The organism is Terribacillus sp. JSM ZJ617 (genome assembly GCF_044383785.1).
GTDB lineage: Bacteria > Bacillota > Bacilli > Bacillales > Amphibacillaceae > Terribacillus.
Genome location: NZ_JBISEQ010000003.1, coordinates 234,395 through 253,713, shown reverse-complemented (window position 1 = coordinate 253,713; position 19,319 = coordinate 234,395). Strand labels below are relative to the sequence as shown.

Annotated in this window: 20 protein-coding genes, 1 tRNA gene and 2 pseudogenes; 6 read left to right on the top strand and 17 right to left on the bottom strand. The window is 38.5% G+C overall.

Translation table 11 applies throughout. The features are described 5' to 3' along the window. Positions 1–120 precede the first annotated feature (120 nt). The 6 genes and pseudogenes from ACH6C1_RS12800 to ACH6C1_RS12775 form a co-directional block, all read right to left on the bottom strand. Complete coding sequence (locus tag ACH6C1_RS12800) at positions 121–684, bottom strand: GNAT family N-acetyltransferase (protein WP_374077821.1); 564 nt, start codon at positions 682–684, stop codon at positions 121–123. Positions 685–966: 282 nt separating this feature from the next. Further along, positions 967–1,239: pseudogene (locus ACH6C1_RS12795) on the bottom strand (phage terminase small subunit-related protein); the annotation flags it as partial. Positions 1,240–1,352: 113 nt separating this feature from the next. Then, positions 1,353–1,718 (bottom strand): YunG family protein, encoded by a 366-nt coding sequence (locus ACH6C1_RS12790; RefSeq protein ID WP_374077582.1) that lies wholly within the window; start codon positions 1,716–1,718, stop codon positions 1,353–1,355. Between the two features lie 22 nt (positions 1,719–1,740). Then, positions 1,741–2,013 carry a GNAT family N-acetyltransferase gene (locus ACH6C1_RS12785; RefSeq protein WP_374077819.1) on the bottom strand — a complete coding sequence of 91 codons (273 nt, stop codon included), beginning with the start codon at positions 2,011–2,013 and terminating at the stop codon, positions 1,741–1,743. Between the two features lie 76 nt (positions 2,014–2,089). Next, positions 2,090–3,358: an NAD(P)-binding domain-containing protein gene (locus ACH6C1_RS12780; protein ID WP_374077580.1), complete on the bottom strand. Its 1,269-nt coding sequence runs from the start codon at positions 3,356–3,358 to the stop codon at positions 2,090–2,092. Positions 3,359–3,377: 19 nt separating this feature from the next. Continuing rightward, the gene (locus tag ACH6C1_RS12775; RefSeq protein ID WP_374077578.1) at positions 3,378–3,710 is read right to left on the bottom strand and encodes an ArsR/SmtB family transcription factor; all 333 of its coding nucleotides are present in this window, start codon (positions 3,708–3,710) and stop codon (positions 3,378–3,380) included. A gap of 192 nt (positions 3,711–3,902) precedes the next feature. Here ACH6C1_RS12775 and ACH6C1_RS12770 point away from each other — a divergent pair, with 192 nt between their 5' ends. From ACH6C1_RS12770 to ACH6C1_RS12760, 3 genes and pseudogenes are all read left to right on the top strand, one after another. Continuing rightward, positions 3,903–4,271 (top strand): ArsR/SmtB family transcription factor, encoded by a 369-nt coding sequence (locus ACH6C1_RS12770; protein WP_374077576.1) that lies wholly within the window; start codon positions 3,903–3,905, stop codon positions 4,269–4,271. A gap of 28 nt (positions 4,272–4,299) precedes the next feature. Beyond that, a complete protein-coding gene (locus tag ACH6C1_RS12765; protein ID WP_374077816.1) occupies positions 4,300–6,396 on the top strand; it encodes a heavy metal translocating P-type ATPase in 2,097 nt (698 codons plus the stop codon). Between the two features lie 74 nt (positions 6,397–6,470). Next, positions 6,471–7,507, top strand: a pseudogene (locus ACH6C1_RS12760) (flavin-containing monooxygenase); the annotation flags it as partial. A gap of 539 nt (positions 7,508–8,046) precedes the next feature. Here ACH6C1_RS12760 and ACH6C1_RS12755 read toward each other — a convergent pair. Beyond that, positions 8,047–8,346, bottom strand: a complete 300-nt coding sequence (locus tag ACH6C1_RS12755) for a hypothetical protein (RefSeq protein WP_374077574.1) — start codon at positions 8,344–8,346, stop codon at positions 8,047–8,049. A 123-nt stretch (positions 8,347–8,469) separates the two neighbouring features. Between ACH6C1_RS12755 and ACH6C1_RS12750 the strand changes: the two genes are divergently transcribed. Beyond that, a complete protein-coding gene (locus ACH6C1_RS12750) occupies positions 8,470–8,829 on the top strand; it encodes a DUF3139 domain-containing protein (RefSeq protein ID WP_374077572.1) in 360 nt (119 codons plus the stop codon). Between the two features lie 184 nt (positions 8,830–9,013). Here ACH6C1_RS12750 and ACH6C1_RS12745 read toward each other — a convergent pair. Beyond that, positions 9,014–9,086 (bottom strand) — tRNA-Val (locus ACH6C1_RS12745). A gap of 205 nt (positions 9,087–9,291) precedes the next feature. On the opposite strand from ACH6C1_RS12745, the gene rpoN reads away from it, so the two are divergent. Then, positions 9,292–10,608, top strand: a complete 1,317-nt coding sequence (rpoN, locus tag ACH6C1_RS12740) for an RNA polymerase factor sigma-54 (RefSeq protein WP_374077570.1) — start codon at positions 9,292–9,294, stop codon at positions 10,606–10,608. Positions 10,609–10,622: 14 nt separating this feature from the next. Here the strand turns inward: rpoN and ACH6C1_RS12735 are convergent, their stop codons facing one another. The 7 genes from ACH6C1_RS12735 to ACH6C1_RS12705 form a co-directional block, all read right to left on the bottom strand. Next, positions 10,623–10,907, bottom strand: a complete 285-nt coding sequence (locus ACH6C1_RS12735) for an HPr family phosphocarrier protein (RefSeq protein ID WP_374077568.1) — start codon at positions 10,905–10,907, stop codon at positions 10,623–10,625. 18 nt (positions 10,908–10,925) lie between these two features. Further along, positions 10,926–13,703: a sigma 54-interacting transcriptional regulator gene (locus ACH6C1_RS12730; RefSeq protein ID WP_374077566.1), complete on the bottom strand. Its 2,778-nt coding sequence runs from the start codon at positions 13,701–13,703 to the stop codon at positions 10,926–10,928. Between the two features lie 78 nt (positions 13,704–13,781). Further along, complete coding sequence (locus ACH6C1_RS12725) at positions 13,782–14,849, bottom strand: SIS domain-containing protein (RefSeq protein WP_374077564.1); 1,068 nt, start codon at positions 14,847–14,849, stop codon at positions 13,782–13,784. A gap of 26 nt (positions 14,850–14,875) precedes the next feature. Further along, entirely contained in the window at positions 14,876–15,721 is an 846-nt protein-coding gene (locus tag ACH6C1_RS12720) for a PTS system mannose/fructose/sorbose family transporter subunit IID (RefSeq protein WP_286160778.1), read from the bottom strand. Continuing rightward, positions 15,721–16,470 (bottom strand): PTS mannose/fructose/sorbose/N-acetylgalactosamine transporter subunit IIC, encoded by a 750-nt coding sequence (locus tag ACH6C1_RS12715; protein WP_374077562.1) that lies wholly within the window; start codon positions 16,468–16,470, stop codon positions 15,721–15,723. Before ACH6C1_RS12715 ends, ACH6C1_RS12720 begins: the two co-directional genes overlap by 1 nt. 18 nt (positions 16,471–16,488) lie before the next feature. Next, the gene (locus ACH6C1_RS12710; RefSeq protein ID WP_374077560.1) at positions 16,489–16,959 is read right to left on the bottom strand and encodes a PTS sugar transporter subunit IIB; all 471 of its coding nucleotides are present in this window, start codon (positions 16,957–16,959) and stop codon (positions 16,489–16,491) included. Between the two features lie 15 nt (positions 16,960–16,974). Next, a complete protein-coding gene (locus ACH6C1_RS12705) occupies positions 16,975–17,388 on the bottom strand; it encodes a PTS sugar transporter subunit IIA (RefSeq protein ID WP_374077558.1) in 414 nt (137 codons plus the stop codon). A 574-nt stretch (positions 17,389–17,962) separates the two neighbouring features. Between ACH6C1_RS12705 and ACH6C1_RS12700 the strand changes: the two genes are divergently transcribed. Further along, positions 17,963–18,280 carry a hypothetical protein gene (locus ACH6C1_RS12700; RefSeq protein ID WP_374077556.1) on the top strand — a complete coding sequence of 106 codons (318 nt, stop codon included), beginning with the start codon at positions 17,963–17,965 and terminating at the stop codon, positions 18,278–18,280. Positions 18,281–18,472: 192 nt separating this feature from the next. On the opposite strand, the gene ACH6C1_RS12695 is transcribed toward ACH6C1_RS12700, so the two are convergent. After that, positions 18,473–18,649, bottom strand: coding sequence for a hypothetical protein (locus ACH6C1_RS12695; protein ID WP_176465781.1), 177 nt, complete (start codon positions 18,647–18,649; stop codon positions 18,473–18,475). A 179-nt stretch (positions 18,650–18,828) separates the two neighbouring features. Beyond that, positions 18,829–19,029: a cold-shock protein gene (locus ACH6C1_RS12690; protein ID WP_038559445.1), complete on the bottom strand. Its 201-nt coding sequence runs from the start codon at positions 19,027–19,029 to the stop codon at positions 18,829–18,831. Positions 19,030–19,319 lie beyond the last annotated feature (290 nt).

Sequence of the window (19,319 nt, the reverse complement as noted above, 5' to 3'; positions counted from 1 at the left end):
ATTAAAAAAGCCCCTCTCCGAATAGAAAAGGGCTTTTTACTATCGTACTTCTACATACTTGTTGGAAGCGGTGATACATTAACCGGATATAATTTGATACATCTTGGAACACGCTCACTGTCAGTCCTTTTGTGACGGTACGCTCCACCCGTTAAGGCTCTTTTGTATGTGAGATTCTTTTGTGTAAAGATAAAGATCATCAGCTTGACCTGCATTCTCTTCTACAATACCTTGTAACTCGAAATTTAGTTTCTGTAATAACTTTATAGATAGTATGTTTCTGGGGTCTACTTTCGCCTCGATTATTTTTAGGTTAAGTCGATGGAAGGCATAATCAACTAAACCGTTGACTGCTTCTGTCCCATAACCCTTGTTCCAAAATTGACTATCTAAATCATATCCAATTTCAGCTGTATTTGCCTCAAAATTGAGTGAATTAAAACCACACGATCCTATGATAGTATTAGAATTCTTTTCAATGATGGAATATCTTATGGCTTCTCCTCGTTCAGATAAATCACTTAAAAAGGCAATCATTTCTTCCGCCTCTTTTATTCGAGTAAACCCTTCAATATTCATATATTTTGTTACCTTAGGATTTGACCAAATAGCAAATAATGAATTTGCATCACACATATCCATCTTTCTTAACATTAATCTCTTGGTTTGAATAGTATTGACTATCAAATGCTTAACCTCCATTTATTTAAGTTAAATTTTGGTATGGTATAAGCTTTGATATCTGCGCATAGTTCAGTCCCTTCATGAATATATAGGATGAAATACTGTCATATTAATTGACCAATTTATTGTAGCATTAGATTACCTAAATTGTAATATTCTAGAGTGCAATGGTTTACAAGACTAACTTCATAACTATAAAATCGAGACTTATTTGCGTACTTTTAGATACTTAGTGGAAGCAGTAATATACAAGCCGGTTTTAATTTGATACATCTTGGAGCCGCCAAAAAGTGCTTGTTCATCTTCTGACAGCACATCTCCATAGATGGATTCATACTCACCAGTGACAAGCGCATTCTTGCTCCCTTTTGGAGCGCCTCGTTTAGTAACGTTACCATTCAACTGATCTTCCCAGCGGTCTTGATTCTTCCACTTTCTAATCTGCGAATCACCAACATCCAGTTCGGCTGCAATCTCTTTCAAAGCCTTGGTTCCATTTTTTTCTTTCCATAAGCGAAAGGCTACATCCCGCTTCGGATTGCGAGGTCTAGCCATCTACATCATCCCCCCCTCCATCAATCGAATTAAGTTTAAGTTTTTTTCTATATACAATAAAAAAACACCCGTTTGGGGTGTTTTATAATCCTTATAAATATTTCCTGTAATTTCTAACGTGATATCAATGTTTTTAAATTGAGTAAAACGTTTTGTTTTAGATGGTTATACTGTTTTTCATTAGTATCTTTTAATGCTTCTTCTCTACTTGAAGGAATGTTCATATATAAGATTTCTTCTGTAAATTGAGAATCTGTAAAATCAGTCCGCTTCCCATTTATAATATTATAAAAATGCCATCCATCTGGCAATTTGGTTTTCTTTATTTCTCCACCTAATAAGTCATTTATAACTAATGCGGTTACGCCACATTGCCCTTTTGCAGGATTGTCCTCACTCCATTTTGAACTAGATTCTAAAGACCAAGATTTAATCAAAACCTCCATTATTTCTTCAAACTTATATGTATTATTCTCCATATAAGCATTCCTCCCTCATTGATCAACTTGTCCACAGTCCTTCTTTCTCACAAACACTAAGCACTGTTTCTAACAATGTAGACCCTATACCATTACCTTGGAATTCTAGATCAACGTAAATACCAACTTCTGCAACACCACTATACACTTGGCGAGAGGAATAAGGAGTTAATGCTACCCAACCCGCTATCTTTTCCTCAATCTCTGCAACCAGTCTGCCAAACGACAACTTGTCGTTGTTCCAATATTCCCAATCGGGAGCATTAGTCTCAAAAGTAGCGTTTCCACTCTCTATACCGATTTTTTAAATGTCTCTAACGCTCTCCCAATCGTTTTTATTTAAATCTCGTACTAGTACTGATTTCATTACCTTAGCACCCACAGCAACTTTGTTGTTTTACAGTCACGATATTAGTCTTACATACACCGGTTTCCGGAAGTTTCAATTTCACTTGCTTAGCTGATTCAGCATCACCTGCTATGGAAGCGACAATGGATCTAACCTGTTCATAGCCAGTTGCAAGCAAGAAAGTTGGAGCTCTACCATAGCTTTTAACACCAGCAACATAAAAATTGCTTTCTGGATGTCTCAGCTCTTCTTCTCCATGAGGACGAACTGTTCCGCAGCTATGCAAGTTTGGATCGATAAGCGGTGCTAATGCCGGTGTACTCTCTACAATCGGATCGATTACGTACCGGACTTCTCGTAGGAAGCTAAAGTCTGGCCGCGCACCTGTATTAACTATAATTTCGTCAACGGAAGAGATAACATTTCCTTCCTTACTGCTTAATGTATATTTGGATCCGTCATAATCAATAGCTTCTACATTAAACGGAGCGGATACATCTATAACACCTTGTTCCACAAGCTTATGTGCGCTTGATCGTAATGCACCTCGGGCCGCAAGTTGATCTTGTTCCTCTCCTCCAAATGCAGATACCGGTGATTCTCTTCTAAGAATCCAAGATATCTTCGTTGATGGAAAATCTGCTTTCAGCTCCGCTAGGTTCAGCAATGTATTCAATGCAGAGTGTCCTGAACCAATCACAACAGCATGCTTATCTTTAAATACTTCTGGTTGCTGCTTCACTGCCGGAATATTTGTATGTACTGAATCTCTTATTGAAGAATCAAGCCACACTCCATCAGCATAAGGAGGATTTGGATTTTGCCAAGTTCCGCTTGCATCTATGATTGCTGAAGCCCTTACCTTCTCTAATTTAGATCCATTTTTATAATGGACAACGAACGCTCGTTCATTTCGGTTATCAGACTTTAATTTATCCGCACCATCTTTAGTTAAAGCAACAACCTTGGAATTAAAGCGTATCTTCTCTTGCATTACTTGTAGCTGTGAAAGTGGTTTTAGATAGTCATTTACTAACTCTTGACCAGTTGGCAACTTATCCTTATCCGGATGTTGCCATTCCGTTTCAGATAATAGCTTCGTTGCTGCTTGATTCGTGTTGTACTCCCAAGGAGAAAATAATTGAACGTGACCCCACTCTAGAATGTTGCTTCCTACGCTTTCCCCTTTTTCCAAAATCACAAAGGGTAAACCATATTCCACTAAATGCGCCGCAGCCGCTAAGCCTACAGGACCGCCACCAATAATTACTACAGGTAATTGATTGCTCATATTACTTCACCCCTTTGATTTAGTTGGTACAGCATTTCTCAGCTTTTACCGCTGGACCTCTGAATAAGCAGCAAAGTTCTTCCGAAAGTATGTGGTTCAACATAGATGGATTTAATCCATAATAATTCCACGTACCACGCTTTTCTTTCATAATTAAGTCCGCATCGAGAAGAATCTTAAGATGGTAAGAAAGCTTAGACTGAGCCATTTCCATTGATTCAGTAAGGTCGCAAACACAAATAGGTTCCTCTGGTGATCCAGATAATAACTGTAGTAGCTCCAAACGTTTCGTATCAGCTAAAGCTTTGAATATTCCCTGATAATCACTTAGTACAAGCTCCTTTGTTTCCATAACGCCACCTCCTTACATCAAATATTTTTGATGTTTATAAGCGAATAATACATCAACTTTTTTTGATATACAAGTGAAGTGTGTGACTTATCTGAAAATATATCCATAACATTCAAGTATCTACTTGAATATAATGTAAATTAAGTTAAACTATATTCAAATAGATATTTGAATGACGTGGGAGTGATTGTTGTGAGCAAGAAGGATACCTGTGAAATATATTGTTACGATGAGAAGAAGGTAAACCGTATACAAGAGGATTTGCAGTCAGTCAATATACTAAGTGTTGCTCAAATGTTGAAAGCTATTGCTGACGAAAATCGAGCTAAAATTAGTTATATATTATGCCAAGATGACGAACTTTGCGTCTGTGACATTGCTAATGTTTTAGGAATCACTGTTGCTAATGCATCCCATCATTTACGGACCCTTCATAAGCAAGGAATTGTTAAGTATAGAAAAGAAGGAAAGCTCGCTTTTTATTCTTTAGACAATGATCATATCAAACAAATTATGGAGATTGCGCTTGCTCATCAAAACGAGGTGGAAGTCAGTGTCTAATGAGAATATAGGATTAACCGAGGAAGAGATGAAAGCATACCGCGTACAAGGGCTCTCCTGCTCTAACTGTGCTGCTAAATTCGAACGTAACGTTAAAGAATTGCCAGGAGTCCAGGATGCAAAAATAAACTTTGGTGCGGCAAAGATCTATGTTAACGGCGATACAACAATTGAAGATTTAGAAAAGGCCGGTGCTTTTGAGAATCTAAAAATCCGGGAAGAGAGAGAAAAGAAAGTTGAACGTCCTCCTTTTTGGAAGCAAAAAGAAAACATCAAAGTCTATATATCCGCTTTGCTGGTCCTACTAAGTTGGGGATTGAGTACGCAATACGGAGATCAACATCTTATACCGACAGTAGGTTATGGAGCAGCTATTTTAATTGGTGGCTTTTCTCTCTTTATAAAAGGACTTAAGAACCTAAGCCGCTTAAGTTTTGATATGAACACACTTATGACTATTGCGATTATTGGTGCCGCCATTATAGGCGAATGGGGCGAAGGTGCAACGGTAGTAATCCTTTTTGCTATTAGTGAGGCATTGGAACGATATTCAATGGATAAGGCTCGCCATTCCATTGCATCATTAATGGACATTGCTCCTAATGAAGCATTGGTCCGCCGAAGCGGCAAAGAACTTATGGTTAGTGTGGAAGATATACAAATTGGCGATACGATGATTGTCAAACCGGGACAAAAGTTAGCGATGGACGGCGTTGTTACGAAAGGTATCTCAACCCTTAACCAAGCAGCGATTACTGGCGAAAGTGTCCCTGTGACTAAAGTAGTCGAAGATGAAGTATTTGCAGGAACTCTGAACGAAGAAGGTTTACTTGAAGTTAAAGTTACCAAAAGAGTAGAAGATACTACACTATCGAAAATCATTCACCTTGTGGAAGAAGCCCAAGCAGAAAGAGCGCCTTCTCAAGCTTTCGTTGATAAGTTTGCAAAGTACTATACACCAGCAATCGTAATTATCGCACTTCTAATTGCCACCATTCCACCTCTTCTGTTTAATGCAGACTGGAGTACATGGGTCTATGAGGGCTTAGCTGTATTGGTAGTAGGTTGTCCTTGTGCTTTGGTTGTCTCCACACCAGTTGCTATTGTTACCGCTATAGGTAATGCAGCAAGAAAAGGTGTATTGATCAAAGGCGGCATCCATTTAGAAGAAGTTGGAGCCTTAAAAGCTATAGCCTTTGATAAGACAGGAACTTTAACTAAAGGTGTTCCAACTGTCACAAATCTAGTGACCTTTGGCGGTATAGAAGATGAGTTATTAGCTATAACGGCGGCAATTGAAAATGGATCGCAGCATCCCCTTGCTACTTCAATTGTTAGAGAAGCAGAAACAAACAATGTAAATTTCAGCTCAATTCAAGTCAATAATTTTCAGTCCATTACTGGTAAAGGTGTTAAAGCCGTTGTTAACAATGAAATTTATTATGTTGGTAGCCCTACTCTCTTCTCAGAACTGCATCAAACGATTGATAAGAATCTCAACAGTCAGATTGAGCAGCTGCAAAATGAAGGAAAGACCGTAATGATCTTAGGAACTGCAAAAGAGATACAACTATTAATTGCTGTAGCCGACGAAATAAGAGATTCCTCAATAAAGGTAATCAGTAGCTTAAATGATCTTGGTATTAATACGGTAATGCTTACTGGTGATAATCAGATGACTGCCTATACAATAGGCAAGCAAGTTGGTGTATCTGGCATTGAAGCAAATCTACTACCAGAGGATAAGCTGAATTTCATTAAAAAGTTTCGCAACGATCATAACAGTGTAGCAATGGTCGGAGATGGCGTAAACGATGCTCCTGCATTAGCTGCTTCTACCGTTGGGGTGGCTATGGGCGGCGCTGGAACGGATACAGCGCTTGAGACTGCTGATATTGCTTTAATGTCAGATGATTTAAGTAAGTTACCATACACCATTAAATTAAGCCGAAAAGCATTGCAGATTATTAAGCAGAACATCACGTTCTCACTAGCCATAAAACTCTTGGCATTGTTATTAGTGGTTCCTGGATGGTTAACACTTTGGATAGCTATATTCGCTGATATGGGAGCTACATTACTTGTTACATTAAATAGCTTAAGATTACTAAGAGTTAAGGAATAAAGGGGTAGAACCCCTTTTCTTCACTTATTATATTCATATATGCACATATAAACAAAGTTAATGGAGGGATACAAATGCATTGTGACACTATCGTAATTGGGGCAGGTCAGGCAGGACTTGCTGTAGGGTATTATCTAAAGCAAAAACAACAGAATTTTATTCTACTAGATAAAGAAAATGAGGTTGGTGCGAGTTGGAGAAGTAGATATGACGTAGATATGACTCCTTGGTTCTGTTCACATCGAGGATGTACAATGCTCTGCCAGGATTAGACTTTGAGGGAGACCAACACGGCTTAACTGACAAAAATGAAGTAGCTAATTACCTTAAAAGATATGCTACAATACACGCTCTTCCTATCTCTCTCAATACAGAAGTACTAAACCTCAAACACATTAATGATACTTACTTGATACAAACCAATAAAGGTGATTTTCGAGCAAAGAGTATTGTAATTGCTTCTGGAGCTTTTCAAACTCCTAAGATACCTACACTTTCAAAGGATATATCACTCTGTATTAACCAACTTCACTCTTCTCAATATAAAAATCCAAGCCAACTCATCAAAGGAAATGTGCTTGTAGTCGGCGGCGGGAATAGTGGCACACAGATAGCGGTGGAGTTAGCTAAAGATAGGGAAACATTTTTATCAGTTAGCAGTAAATTAACCTACTTACCCCTGACAATTAATAGTAGGAGTATTTTCTGGTGGTTTGATAAGGTAGGCATATTAAAAGCAAGCGCGAGCTACTTCATCGGAAATGCTATTCAAAGAAAAGGTGATCCTATCTTTGGCTATGAACTCAAAAATGCTATAAAAAATCAAGAAATCAAAGTAAAGCCGAGGTTAGTAAACACAGAAAGAAATGAACTTATATTTGCAGATACCTCTAAAATTAAGGTTAATAATATTATATGGGCAACAGGATTTGAAGGCTCATATCCTTGGTTAGAGGTGGATGGCGTTATAGAAGAAGGTAAAGTAATACCTAAAAGAGGTATCACTCGAGAGAATAGCCTTTACTTCATCGGACTTCCTTGGCAGTATCGACGTGGATCGGCACTTTTACAGGGTGTTGGATTTGATGCTAAGTTTATTACAGAGCAGATCATAAATCACTGTAAGATTAGGCGAGGACGTCTTGATAAGGGAAAGGCGCTTCTCCCAGAGGACTTTTTGCCTCTGAGTAAATGTTAATACTTTTATCATTAAAAAGTACCCAGTTCAGTACCCCTAATGTTCGCAATTTGTCCGACTATTGCTGTTAAACTTAAAAAGAAAGAAGACCGCAATAAATGCGGTCTTCTTACATTGTATAATATTAAAGTGCTTCACCATGCTCACGAACTACTACTACTGGTTTATAAGCATGATAGAAATACTTACTCATTGCATATGGTAGGACCTTTCTATCAACAGGTACACGCATTACTTTTTTTGAACCTGTGCCATAATAGAAGGCATGCCAAACTATCTTTGAGCAATATGTAGGGCTTTTGCTGTACAGGCTTCCTTTAGACTGTATCCCGGATTACTACCATCTTTGTAATTGCTTTTTGCCCACCGTGCTGCTTCTACAGCAACAGATTGTTTCCTTACCTGTAATACGTTCGTTTTATTGTACCTACTGTTCTATTCTGATATTGAATTTATTTTAACTTTTTGTTTAGGTCCAGGTATATGCAATACTTCTCCTCGGGATACCATGATACCTGTGTGACCAAGATATCTCCAGTAGAACCCGTATAACCTCTAAGTTTTGCGATAGAGAAGGTATTCTCATCTGAATCTACGACTTCATATGTATCTTCTGGATTAAACATACATTCGGCTTTGTACTGTTTAAATTCTTCTCCAGTGAGAACCTCAACCTCTTGTTCTTCGCTTAAATTTTCATCATACTCTTCCGCTTCGACACTGTTGTTTGGATAAAAAACTACTAACGACATAATTAATGCAAAACTGCACAACAAGCAATAAATTTACGCATTTTTCTCCTCCTTGTATGTTATATTTCTATTGTAATAGACTTATTTAGATAAAAATACATATTTTTGAAGGATATGGTAAATTTGAAAAAATCCCTATTGGTTTCGATCCCCGTTATCATAATTGCAACAATTGGTACTTGGATTTACTTTGCAGCAAACGGTTCCCCTTGGGAGAAGGAAGAGATTAATGAAATTGTATTTAAGCAACTAGGAATTTCGGATAGTGATCTTAAATCAAAAGATATTGTATGGGAATCAAAGTCAGGCAGATATGAGGTATATTTGGTATATAAGGATGAACCTAACTACACTTACTCATATATTCACAGGCGAGAGTTAGATAAGATACTCCTACTTAGTATCAGAGATAACCATACTGATCAAGACATCCCGAAAGGAAAACATGATTCTTTATTAAATCCACAAAATAACTCATATTAATAATTGATAGGTCCCTGATAAATTCTGGGACTTTTCTTGTTCAGATTATTACAATTGCAGTAGCAATCCTAAATAAAACCGTTCTTTTCTTCTGATAAAACTTTCCTTTCTTAATACCTATCTCCAAAATAAATAAGAATATAAAAAAGCCTATAACCACTGAGGTTATAGGCTTTTCCATTGATGATTCCGACTGGACTCGAACCAGCGACCCCTACCCTGTCAAGGTAATGCTCTCCCAACTGAGCTACGGAATCGATATGTAATGTAACGTCTTGTATTATTTTATTAAAGTTATACGGCCTTGTCAACGCTTTTAGGAAAAGTCTTTACTGATACCTTGAACAAATGGATGTAACTCCATGATAGTAAGCAGTATATCCTCGGTATAAAAAATCGTATAGCCTTCTGCTGTACAGCTGTGTAAAATTAGAATTATCAATCAATTCAGGGGTGAAGTTAATGTCTATGCATGTCAGTCTCAAACAAAAGCAGCAGCTAGCCCTTACTTTGACACCATCTCTTAGGCAATCCATTTCTATTTTACAGTTCTCATCCGCTGAGCTTAATGAATATATACAGGATCAGATTCAGTCCAATCCCGCCCTTCAATTAGACGCATCTCCTTCCAACGACCGGGAATCCAACAGGTCAAATACTTCCGCTGCAGCTGATACATACGACAGAATGGTATCAGAAGAATCTTTGACAGAAAATCTGAAGCATCAAATTTCTCTATTATCCATTTCTCCTGATGTAAGAGCCGTATTATATTATCTAATAGGAAGTTTAGATGATAAGGGTTATCTGATTCTGGATAGGTTACATGCTGCGACTTCATTACGTATCAAGAGTGAGAAATTAGATGATGCAATTGCTATACTTCAAACTCTAGATCCCCCAGGGATTGGAGCTAGAGACTTGCACGAATGCCTTCTCCTGCAAATAAAATCCGATGATTCCCTTGCCTATAAGATTGTGGATGAGCATCTGGGACTGCTGGCAGAAAAAGAATATGAAATACTTTCAACCTTACTCGGTGTAGAACTATCTGACATCTATGAGGCAGAATTGCAAATCAAGTCACTGAACCCTTATCCTGCTATGAACTTCCATACAAAGCCTACTCATTATATTGCAGCAGATGTGATTCTAAGACAAACAGAAAGTGGCATTAGCATTATTGTGAATCAAGCGCATTTGCCAGTCGTAAAACTTGACCCCTCCTTTTCAGCCATGCTTCATAACGACCCATCAAATGAAGTGAAACGATACGCAAAAGAAAGTATCTATGCAGCCTCTCAATTGATTAAAGGACTGGCACAAAGGCAACAGACTCTCTACAACATAACGAAGGAGATACTTGCATTCCAACCAGATTTCTTTAAAGAAGGTACAACTTGCTTAAAGTCCATGACGCTAAAAGATATTGCAAACGCTGCGCAAGTCCATGAATCAACTGTTAGCAGAGCAACTAGCAATAAGTACCTGCAAACACCCCGCGGTCTCTTTGCTTTCAAACAACTCTTCTCCAAAGGAGTCTCTAGTACGAAGACGGATGCTTTCCATTCCGTACATCAGATAAAGGAGAAAATGAAAGAATTACTTGAAAATGAGCGGAAATCCTCTCCTTTATCAGATCAAAAAATTACAGCCTTACTCCAGAAGCATTCCATCGCTATATCCAGGATAACAGTCGCGAAATATCGAATGGAATTAGGATTTGAGGATTCTAGAATTCGTAAAGAAAAAGGAAAGCATCAGAGAAATAACTCTTGATGCTTTCATTACATTTAACTGATAGCTTTCACAGACACTCCTATACTTTCTCTTTCCATCAACTCACATAATGCTTGAAACGCTTTCCGTTCATCTTCTCCTTCTGTCATAACTTCAATAATCATTCCTTCTGTTATTCCAAGTGTCATGATACCAGTAATAGATTTCATGTTGACTTTTGTTTCCTCAAACCCAAGATGAATATTAGATTTAAATTTATTTGCTGCTTGAACTAGCATTGTTGCAGGACGAGCATGAATACCCATTTTATCTGTAACTGTAAATTTCTCTAAGAGCATACTATCTCCCTCTTTTCACTAATAAACAAAGGATTCGTTTCTGATTTTTATAATGTCATAAATGTATCCGATCTCCGACAAGGGAATTTCTACGCCGTAATTCTCTTCGATTCTATAGAATATACGCTTCATCAGATGAACGAACGTTTTGTGTTCTTCCCCGAATTGTTCCATATCAGAGTAATATTCAATAGGGCTTTTCTTGACTAGCCTTTCAACGAGACAACTCATATGAATATATAAACTCATTAAAGTAGGATTTGAGAACGTAATGTTCAATTCTTGCTGGATTTTTCCTAGGATATCGCTCAAATTATCAATAAGCTTGTCAGGATTAAGAATTGTTAAATGGTGAATAACACTTTCGAGAGAGAAAAGCTTCAGCATTGTTTCATTTAATTCTTCAATCTTTGCAGGCGGCAATATCCCACTGAATATTTCATTCAGCTTATTCGTATCTTTCTCTGAAATAATGTCTTCCATAGCTAGAAAGGGAATATGCGGCACCTTCGGATCAAGAGTACCTACAATCCCCAAAACATTATAACTAGTAAAGACATGTTCCTTAAGCCCATTATTCTTTAAACTTAAGAAATCATAAGGAAGTACTGTGATGTTTTTCGTGTTGCCAATGCCTTTCATAAGGAGCTCTTTAATTTTCACCGCAGTACCCATGCCAGTACCACATGTTGTAATGATAGCATTGTTCTTATTATGTTCATCTTTAATCAGTTTGTAGGTTGGTTTGATGGATGCTGTGACGTGCTTAAGTATTTGATCTATTTTATCTTCACGCAGGATTGATTCTCCGACTTCAATAGCCATGGATGTTGTAATGTTATTTAATAATCCAATAGCACCTGGACCCTTAGGTTGCAAATGGTTTTGCAATTCTGTCAGTGAGCCCATATCAACTAGAAAAATGACACCATTGGTCGTATCAATAGCTTCCATATAATCCTCTATCTTATGAATAATATCAATAGGAGACACCTCTAATGGCATATCGAAAGCCTCGAATATGTTCTCGCCAAGTACACTGTTTGCTACATGGGCTATACTGCTTGCTGTGGCAAAACCATGTGCAACGATGACCGACCTGATTCGGTCAGTCCTCTTGTTTTTCTTTAACCCTGAGAGATAAAGAGCAATAACAGCAATATCCAGTTTGTTAACATATACATCAAAGGTATCCCTGATTTTGTTGACGATCCTATTGGCGTAAGTCACTTCATCCGGCAGCACTAACTGAATGGAATCCAACACCTGCTTAGCAGTGCCCTCTTCTTTAGCTGTAAGGGCTGAGCTGCATGCTTCGAACAGATAATGTGTCAGCCCGATAGTGAAGCTTCCCGGAAAGATAATGGATTTATCCACTGGTCTATACTCCATGTACGTAGTAATCAGTTGTTTCAGGCTAAGAAATTCGACCTCTTCTATTACTTTTTGATTGCTGTACATGATTCGGTCAATTTCCTGATTAACGAGGATAGCCAGCTCCGGTATGTCATCCTTAGGATCCGCATTACCGGCTAATCGTTTTATAAGAGACTGATATATATGGTTTAGTTTCCCCGTAGATTGGTTCAAAAAGGGAAAATCATTTATAATTTTTACTGCCGGATGTATGGATATAAATTCATCCGGCAGTTCCAGTACATGTTTTTGTTTATTCAGTAAATAGTATTCGACTATTTCCTTTGGCAAATGGCGTTGTTGTATATGAATTCCATCATCCATAGCATCAATCGATTCTTGATAAGCTTTTGCACAAGACGTAGTAATTACATTCTTTAACTCTCCTACATTCCCTTTTGGACGATAGGCCATCAGCGCACGGATGACATCATGCTGGATACTTAATTTTACGCCGATATTCCTGCTTTCTTTTTCATAGAAAAGGTAGATTAAACGAAACTTCTCATCATCAGATCGTTCCCTTAATGAAGGAATCGATGTGATGATCGGAATTCTCCTTATGAATGTAGGCAGAAAAGTTTCTTCTATTCCTTCTGTAGTTGCAAATAAAAGCCTTACATCTGATCTCTTCCACTTTTGGTTGTCTCCCAATGGATGAAATACTCCTTGGTCCATGAACAGAAACAACTTCTCTTGTCCTTCCGCGGATAGTCGATGCACCTCATCCAAGAAGAGTATCCCACCGTCAGCAGACTCGATGATGCCTTTCGTATCTTTCACAGCGCCGGTGAATGCCCCGCTAACATAACCAAAAAGATTAGCTGTGACTAACTCTGGGTTATCAGCAAACTCTGCACAGTTCATTGTAAGGAAAGGACTCTCAGGAGCAATAAGATTGCTTTCCAATGCGTATTCATACGTCAATCGCGCCAAATTACTTTTTCCTACACCTGTTTCTCCAGCAATCATGATTGGAAGACCTCTTGGAGGATAACTTATAGCAGCTTTTAATTGTTCTATTTGAGTGGACATGCTTCCTTCTGCACCAATAAATACAGAGAAAGGATCCCTTTTTTTGGTTTCTTCATTAAGCAAGTAGTGAAATAACTCTTCGTAACTAGAAAAGCTTGTTTGAGCGACAGATTTATTATAGTGATCCTCCAAATGTCTCTTCATGTGAAAATAAACAGGCCTAGTGTTGACCTTGATCATATCCCCCGAACGATTAAGTTCGTTTAAATACCTGCTTGCAGCACTTCTGCTAATCTGCATCAATGCTGCAATTTGACTGGCATCAATTCCAATCTGGTCCTTATGTTGATCTGGCAGATTAGCAGACAGATGTAAGATTTGTTGGATTATGTTATCTTTTATCAAATCGATCCTCTCCTATCCGTCCTACTGGAGCTCTACCTTTCTATTATATCTATAATTTTCTTAATAGTTAGAAAATATTTAGACGTTAGCCACCTTGCTTCCCATCATTGTATGGAAGTTGGGGAATTTCGGAATTGCTGCATCTATGCCTTTATCAGCTGATAACAACGACGACAGGATTTGAAGCGGCACTATATACTCAAAGGCAGAGAAGTCTTCCTGCTCCTGGAATGCGAAGGCTAAATCCTGATCAGAAGTTTCAAAGGTCCCCTCTTTACCTATTACGTAACAATGATCTGTTATATTTCCCAAGAAGTCTTTCATATTGAGCAGCCTTTCCTTATCTTTGTGCTCTGAGGCCAGAAATATGATGAAGCTGTCCGGGCTGATGCAGTTATAAACGCCATGCATGTATTCTTCCATTTCATAACCAACCACAGGAACTCTCGCAGTTTCCAGGAGTTTCAATGCTCCTTCCAGTGCTGTAGCGTAGTTTGTGCCATATCCGATCACAGCGATATCTTTTGCATGGCAGAAGTCGTCCTTAATCTTTTGATACCATTCCTCAGAAACTTGAGCCAGCGTATCAAGGTTGCTGAAAGTAGTTTGCAGTTTCTCTGACAGTTCTTCATCTTGCTTCCCGGAAGCCTGCATAGCGAAGAGAATCAAAGTAAGAATGGTCCCGACATATCCTTTTGTCTTAGCTCCTGCTCTCTCAACCGAACCGATGGATAAAGGGATAAAATAGTCTACCGTTTCCGCTAAATCACTTTCTGCATACTCGGAAATTCCGATAGTAGGAAACCCCCATTGCTTAGCTTTTTCAATTCCATGAATTGTCGATAGGCTCCTGCCACCTTGTGAAATCCCAATAACAAGCTGTTTACCGCCTAAATGCAGTTGCTCCCGCTCAAAATGTGTTGGATACATTACAAATACCTGTTTGTTTAGTAGTTTTGATATCGTATCTTTCGCCACTAATGCAGCATGGTAGGAAGTTCCGGAACCTATCACATAAATACTTTCGATATCGTTATTTGTGTAAGCTTGCACGCTGTCCCCTATAATATCTTCCTTACCTTGTAAAATTGATGTGAGAACTTCCTTTTCCTCGTGGATAAATTGATTCATTAGATTTGTTTGCATAATGCTTCCCCTTCCTATCAATAGGTTTATAGAATTCCAGCCCACTTGCCTAAAATACCGACAGCAATGATACCGATCATAATATAGTTCACCTTAATCCCTTTTTTCAGCAGCAAGAATAACAGCAATGTAAGCCCTAGCGGCAGGATATTCGGCATTATTTGATCCAGCGTATCCTGTAAGTTAACAGCAGCCCCCTGGATGCTGATTTCTAATGGAGTTGTGAATTGTACCAAAGTTCCAGTCATGGCTCCAATTACAATCAATCCCAATATGCCTGCGCAGTACGACACTTTCTCCATATTGCCCTTTTCATATAAAGAGCTAAGGAGTGTTGTCCCTTGGTTGTAACCCCAGAATGTTCCTTTATAACGCAAGAAGAAGTGAGGGATATTGTAAAGCACCAAGAAGAGGATTGCTCCAAGTATGTTGCCTTGGGTTGCAAGTGATATTCCGATACCTGCCGCTATCACCCGGAAAGTTCCCCAGAAGAAAGAGTCACCAATCCCAGCTAATGGTCCCATCAAGGCGACTTTTATCGCATTAATGGAAGAAGAATCGAATACCCCTTTTTCCCTTGCATTCTTTTCTTCCATTGCGGTTGAGATACCCATGACGAAACTTGAAACAGCAGGAGTAGTATTGAAAAACTCCAAATGCCTTTTCAAAGCAGCAGCCAAATCACTCTTCTTTGGATAAAGCTTTAACAGGATAGGAATCATCGCATATAGATAGCCTAAAGCTTGCATCCGCTCATAGTTGAAGGATCCTTGAAGGTGGAATGATCTCCAAAAAACCCTTCTCAATGTTTTTTTATCTACTAGCTCATCTTGACCAGCATCCATTTGATGATTCAGCTGTTTTTCCTCCATTAGAGAAGCACCTCCTTGTCCTTATCTGTTGGCATTAGCTGATAAATCACGACCGCAATAATAGCTCCAATTACGGCTACAGGCGTGATATCGAGCCCGAAAAACACAGCTAAACCGAACCCTAGAAAATAGAAGGGCGATAATTTCTTAGTGAATGTCATTTGCAGCAAAAGTGCAAAACCTAATGCCGGGAACATATTCGCTGCAACTTGCAGCCCTTCCGTGATAGTTTGAGGAATAGAGTTCACGATACCCTCCACCACTTCAGAACCTAATAGAATCCCCAAGAAATTTGGAACAAAACCATTCAGGAAAAATAGTCCTACAGCAAGCCAGTGCATCAGAACAATTTTCTTTGTATTACCTTCTTCGGCATATTTATCTGCGCGATGTATGAAAGAAGTGTTGATTGTCCTTACAAGGATGCCAAGAGATTGAGCAAGTATGGCTATCGGAACTGCTAATGCCAAAGCAACCTCAGCTCCGCTGTCAGTCATAATGGCAAAAGCTGTCCCTAAGATACCTCCTGTTGTTACGTCAGGCGGTGTTGCTGATCCTACACCGACGATCCCCATCCATACCAGTTCCAATGTCGCTCCAACAATGATTCCGGTAGTGAAATCCCCCAGCACTAACCCTACCAACGGCCCCATGACTAGCGGACGTTCAAACATCATCTGTCCGAATATCCTTCCGTCCAAGATTCCAATCGCTCCAAGCAACCCGATGAGTATAGCCTCCAATACCATAAGAACTCCCCCTCCCGTTTAGACGACAGTTTCGTATAGCTTCTTGCTATCCGTTGGTACCTGACGGATTTCCACTTCAATTCCGCGGCTGATTATTTCGTTCAAATTCTCTTTATCATCTTCATCTACTGCAATCGCTCTGGAAATGAGCTTTTTACCCTCTGCCATCCGCATCCCGCCAAGATTGATACTTTTTATACCGGAGTAACTTTCAACTAAAGCTAAAGCATCCTTGGAATTATCAACTAGAATCAGTGCTTTGAATTTAGGGTCCTCCAATTTTGGAAGTATCTCGATGGTTTCAGACACTGTTTTGACATAAAGTGTGCTGCCCGGTGCTTTTGCTAGATTTAGCGTCATTTTCTTTAACGGGTCACTTGCCGCTTGATCATTTGCAACAATAACTGTATTCACATCAAGGTGGCGGGACCAGGCAAAAGCTACTTGACCGTGTAAAAGTCGATCATCAATTCTTACAAGTTTAATCATTGCTGTTCCTCCTATCTATTGAGGGATACTTTTGGATAACAATTCATTGACATACACAATGCCGTTTTTCGCTTGATGCACACAATGATCTATCAGTTCGTTCGTTGTCATTGCATCTTTCAAACTAAGCATTTCCAATACAAGTGATAGATTGAACCCAGTTATCACATGAACATTGGAACTGCTTGTAAATTCAGCACATAGATTCGCGATGCTTCCACCCAACACGTCTGTGAGAATGATATATTCAGAATCTTTATCATCCGCAACGTTTAGCTTTTCACTGATTTCTTCTTTGATTGAATCCATTGTTCTCTCGGAATCCATACACACCACTTCCATTTCATAAGCGTCACCCATGATCATGTGAACAGAGTTCTTAAGTTCCTTTGCAAGATTGCCATGTGATGCGATGATGAATTTTTTCATCCCTTCACCTCCTCACTTAACTAATAAGCAAGAATCATGCCAATTAGTGTGAAGTGGTAAGATTAACGTTATATTCTGCATATCTCTCTTACTGTGTCACACTATTGCTTTCACAATGAGGATTACGAGGGGGGTGTGACTAGCAGGCCATCAGCTAAGTGACAGGATTACTGCTGTTAATCTCTTGCTTCCACTCGGCAATTTAATTTACTTTGGTAACGCTATTAGGAATGGATGGATGGAAGCACGCACTTTATGAACTGTTCGTACTGGGATCATGGCATCACCAGCTTTGAATCTGTTTATGATGCCGCTAACTAGAACGCTGGTTGAATGATGAAATTAGTCAATCAGCTCTGTCTTGTTGTTAATAAAGGGAAGAAGCTGCCAAGCAAGTTATCATACCTTCAACTATCCAAGTGTATTATAATAAGTAATATACTGGAAAAGAGTGGAGCGAATTTCTATTTCAAAAAAAATAAAAATACTATTAGTAATCATTTGCTTAGTTGCAATTACTGGAATCTCTGTCTATATAGTTTTGCCTTTTTTATCCGTTCATCACGATAAGACCTTGGAAAAAAATCTAAACTACAAGCTAAAAGAGGAAGGTACGAATTCATTGGATCTTGGAGATTATATTGAGTATGATTGGAAGAAAGCTTATATCTTTACTCCTTACACAACTGAAGTTGATATGAAGAAGGTATTAGGCCTGACATTCCATGATCCAGTAAATATGTCAATCAGAGATGATAGAGAACTCTTGGTTGTAATCAAAGAAGATAATACATTTGAATACATGAGCGTCGATCTTCGATACGGGTATTTGCAGCAAAAAGGAGAATACATAACACCCGAGAATGATGTGATTGAAATTACACACCCTTAACTATCAATTAAAGTAAAATGGACCGACTGGCAACTGCCAGTCGGTCCATTTTACTTAAGCTTGCAACTTGCATTCAGCTTTTTCCCCTTAAGATATGCCTTTTGCGTTCCCATCATACATAGGCCAGCTACATAGATCCAGGCTCGATCTATTAATAAATCTTAGCTCACTTAAAAAGTTTATATACCCTTATTACCTATTTTCATGTTTCATCAATTCTTCTTCAAAGAAAAAAGTACTTGGATATTTATTGACTACATAAGAGTATTTTTTCATGTTTTTCACATAATGACTTTTCAAGACCGTTACTAATTCATTCGAATCTTTTATTTTAACTACTTCTCCATTACGGAATATTCCTGCGCTCATAGCTCTCATCCTCTCGGGTATCAATTCAATATATATTATGTCCGCCTTTATGATTCCCCAAAGAACTTCTGTCAACTCTGGTATTTTTATACCGAAATTTCAAAAGTAGATATAATATGTTTTTTATAGCTAATCAAAGAAATAAAAAAAGACCCCCGAAGGAGTCTCTTTTACTTTAATTAGATTTTGTTAACGTTAGCAGCTTGTGCTCCGCGTTGACCTTGTTCGATATCGAATGTCACTTTTTGACCTTCGTCTAAAGATTTGAAGCCTTCGCCTTGGATAGCGCTGAAATGTACGAATACATCTTCTCCGCCTTCAACTTCGATGAAGCCGAATCCTTTATCTGCGTTAAACCATTTCACTGTACCTTGTTCCATAATTGTTGCCTCCTGTTGTGGGAATTCCCACAAATATATTACTACCCTTGTTCAAACATATTATCTCAAGATATATAATACTTCTTGCAAATCTTACACCGAACAAAAATAACTAAATTCATCATAACATATAGAACTGCATAAAGCAAATACAGAAAAGTAGATAAATTTTAAAAGTGTAAAAACCTGGATTTGCCATGTATATCCACATTTCAAGTAGTCCCAAATAATACTTGAATTGCTCTATTATACTTTGATAGCTCAGTCAGTGTAATACATAAAGGTTGGCA